Here is a 3,189-nt window from a genome sequence, read left to right as displayed (position 1 = left end):
CCAGCAGAAGTCATGGTAGCCAAATGCCGGGAGTAATGCCCCGGACAGGGTGAAGGACTGAATATTAAAATGAAAAGGAGGTGTTCATGAGCTTTGTTTATACAGCATTCCCGCTTTCCGTGGTTGTACTTGACGTTTGAGAACCCAAGTTTGCGAATAATGGGCAAAACGACTCTCAGGGTGATCACTTAAAAGCATTCTTTGAGTAAAATATGAAATATAAAATGTTTCAACAGAATATGTGTTTAATTTTGACTTTCTGAGCTTCAACCCTCATCTGCATGCCATTGTTTCCGACGGCTGTTTTTCAAAAGATGGTGATTTTCACATGGCTCCGGGGTTCATACTGGAAGACCTGGAAGAGATTTTCCAGTACGAAGTGCTTAAGATGCTCAAAAAAGAGGACAAAATAACGGATGCTGTTATCGAAAATATGCTTTCATGGAGCCATTCCGGTTTCCACGTTTATATCGGGGACAAAATTTCTTCCAATGACCAAGCGAGCCTCGGTAATCTTGCCCGGTACATTACCCGCGCCTGTTTTCCCCAGGAACGTATGGTTTATATCCCGGCACAAAATTCCGATGACGGTATTTCGAAGGTCGTCTACACCTCGAAAGACAGGAAGTCCCGGAAAGTCTTTAATACACTGGACTGGCTGGCCAGGTTGGTGACGCACATTCCCGGCCGGTATGAGCAGACGGTCAGGTACTACGGTCATTATTCGAACAAAACCCGGGGGAAGCGGATCAGGTTCTATTCCTGATTTGGTTTATGACTTTTCCGATTCCCAAATCCCTGCTGGCGGCTGGCAATAATTTTTACGCTTTGGGAGATTTCCGGTGGGGTATGCTCAAAACCTGCCCAAAAGATACTATTCAGCTCTTTTTCAACGGCTCAAGGTCCGATTTTATACAGGGATTGTTTCTGTCCCCAACCGCCGTTCAGGCGTCGATTCCCCAGCCGGGCCTGGCCTGTATTTCAAGCCTGTCCGAAGGCAACCAGCTCAAGGGCATGCTCATGGGTGTACTCGGCTTGTTTATTGCTACTGTGGGGTCTGACCCCATGAGTGGGGAGATCCGTTTTACTTTCGGTTCTGATAACCTTGTGGCCGGCATTGCGCTCATGCCAGTGGTGGTGGGGGTTTTCCCCCTGGCCGAAGTCTTTTACAGAATATATGAATTCAAAACCAATAAAGAGGAGCAGGCCATTGAATGCACCAGGATACGGTTCCCCGGGCTCAAAGAATGGAAAGGCAGGATCTGGGGACTGATTCGTTCCTCCCTCATCGGTGTGGGTCTTGGCACCCTTCCCGGCACTGGGGCCACGGCATCCACCTTTATCGCCTATACGGTTGGCCGCAGGTCCTCAAAAAACGGGGACAAATTCGGCACAGGAGAGCCTGACGGGCTTATTGCTGCCGAATCAAGTAACAATGCTGTTACCGGCGGAGCACTCATTCCCACCCTGGCCCTGGGCATCCCAGGAGAACCTGTGGCCGCCCTGATGCTGGCTACCCTGACCCTCCACGACATCACCCCCGGAGTCCGGCTCATGGCGGACCATCCAGAGGTGGTTTACTCGGCATTTATTAACCTTATTTTAGCCAATATTCTGCTGATACCCGCAGCCATTTTCACAGTCAAGTTCTTCGGGTATTTGATCAAGTTATCGACCCCCGTCCTTTTGGGCCTGATTGTTGTCTGCTCGGTTGTCGGGGTCTATCTACCACGGGGTAATATGTTCGATGTCCCTGTTGCCCTGGTCATCGGGATCAGCGCCTTTGGTTTTAGGATCTCCGGCTTTCCCATTACCCCACTGATCATTGGATATGTGCTCGGCCCCGAGCTTGAATACCGGCTGGGTCAGGCCGCCGTTTACAAGGGGGATATGTCAGTCTTTGAATATATCGGCACTTCGCCCATTGCCATGGTGCTCTTTTCAGTGGCCCTGATATTTCTGGCAATACCCATTGTAAGAACCCTGTCCAATACGGTGAAAGAAATACAAGCGAAATCGCTTGATTAAACAACAAATAGTAGGAGGTGTTATGAAAAAACAGGTATTATCTTCCGTATTTATCACTTTGGTTGCTCTGGCGACCATGGTCGGCCAGGCCTTTGCTCAATTTCCTGAAAAGCCCATCAAAATCATTGTGCCCTTTAATGCGGGCGGAGAAACAGACATCAGCGCCAGACTGTTGGCCGGAGAAATGGAAAAAATCTTGGGCCAGAATGTCGTGGTTCAGAACATTGCCGGTGCCTCGGGCATGATCGGGTGCAAGGAGATGCTGGCTGCCAAGCCAGACGGCTATACCCTGGGCGTCATTCCCAGCGGTCCACTTGCCATGCATCCCCATATGAGGAAGATCCCCTACACCATTAATTCCTTTACCTATGTGGGACGGATCATTAATTCCCCGTACCTGGTCTACGTGGCCAAGGATGCGCCCTGGAACACTTTTAATGAAATGATCGACGCCATGAAGGCTGCTCCGAAAAAATATTTTTGGGCCTCATCCGGTGTGGGTAGTGTTCCCTTTTTTGCATACAAGGAGCTAACCTCAGCATACGGAGTTCAGGTAAAACATGTCCCCTTTAATGACGACACAGGCGCCTTTCAATCCATTGCCGGTAACCGGGCCCAAATTTATACCACCACGGCTGGCGCTTTAACCAAGTTCGATGTCAAGGCTCTGGCCCTTCTGGATAAAGATCGCTCCCCGCTCCTGCCTGACCTGCCATCCATTTCCGAATCGGGCAAAGATGTTTTTTACAGCCAGTGGATGGTCTTGGTTGCCCCGCCCAAAATACCTTCCGAGATTCTTGGCAAGATCAGTACGGCCATGAAAACGGCTGTTAAATCTCCAAGCTTTGTTGAGAGCCTCAAACGTCTCAGCCTTGCCCCGGGATATCTTGGACCGGATGAAACAAAGGCCTTTGTTAAAAGTGAGTCTGATAAAAATGGGAAAAACATCAAAAACCTAATGACAAAATAAAGTAATTCATCGAACAAAGGCGGGCTTCCCTAAAAAAAGGAAGCCCGTTTTTTTTGGACACAAGCCTATCAGGAATATCTGACAGGCTCCGACTGGCTTCAGAATTGTCCTATGCGGGCCAAAAGATTTCTTGTGACGATTTCTTCCACTGTTCTTGATCGAAATTTTTACACCAGTCGGTTATAATGGTA

General features: G+C 48.9%; 3 protein-coding genes. All 3 read left to right on the top strand.

Annotated features, from left to right (window positions below; genetic code table 11):
- Positions 1–241: 241 nt before the first annotated feature.
- Genes ACYQ2M_RS24865 through ACYQ2M_RS24855 form a run of 3 tightly spaced genes read left to right on the top strand, consistent with a single transcriptional unit; the run spans position 242 to position 2,998 of the window.
- Complete coding sequence (locus ACYQ2M_RS24865) at positions 242–766, top strand: transposase (protein ID WP_459919099.1); 525 nt, start codon at positions 242–244, stop codon at positions 764–766.
- An 8-nt stretch (positions 767–774) separates the two neighbouring features.
- Entirely contained in the window at positions 775–2,028 is a 1,254-nt protein-coding gene (locus ACYQ2M_RS24860; protein WP_459919098.1) for a tripartite tricarboxylate transporter permease, read from the top strand.
- Positions 2,029–2,050: 22 nt separating this feature from the next.
- Positions 2,051–2,998 carry a tripartite tricarboxylate transporter substrate binding protein gene (locus ACYQ2M_RS24855; protein ID WP_459919097.1) on the top strand — a complete coding sequence of 316 codons (948 nt, stop codon included), beginning with the start codon at positions 2,051–2,053 and terminating at the stop codon, positions 2,996–2,998.
- The last annotated feature ends 191 nt before the right edge of the window (positions 2,999–3,189 follow it).

The sequence above is a fragment of the Desulfocicer niacini genome, from assembly GCF_054657595.1.
The sequence above is the reverse complement of the archived record's forward strand: the minus strand, read 5'-3'. Positions and strand labels throughout refer to the sequence as shown.

Coding starts and splice junctions, on each gene's coding strand:
- ACYQ2M_RS24860 (WP_459919098.1), top strand. CDS start 775: ATGACTTTTCCGATTCCCAAATCCCTGCTGGCGGCTGGCAATAATTTT.
- ACYQ2M_RS24855 (WP_459919097.1), top strand. CDS start 2,051: ATGAAAAAACAGGTATTATCTTCCGTATTTATCACTTTGGTTGCTCTG.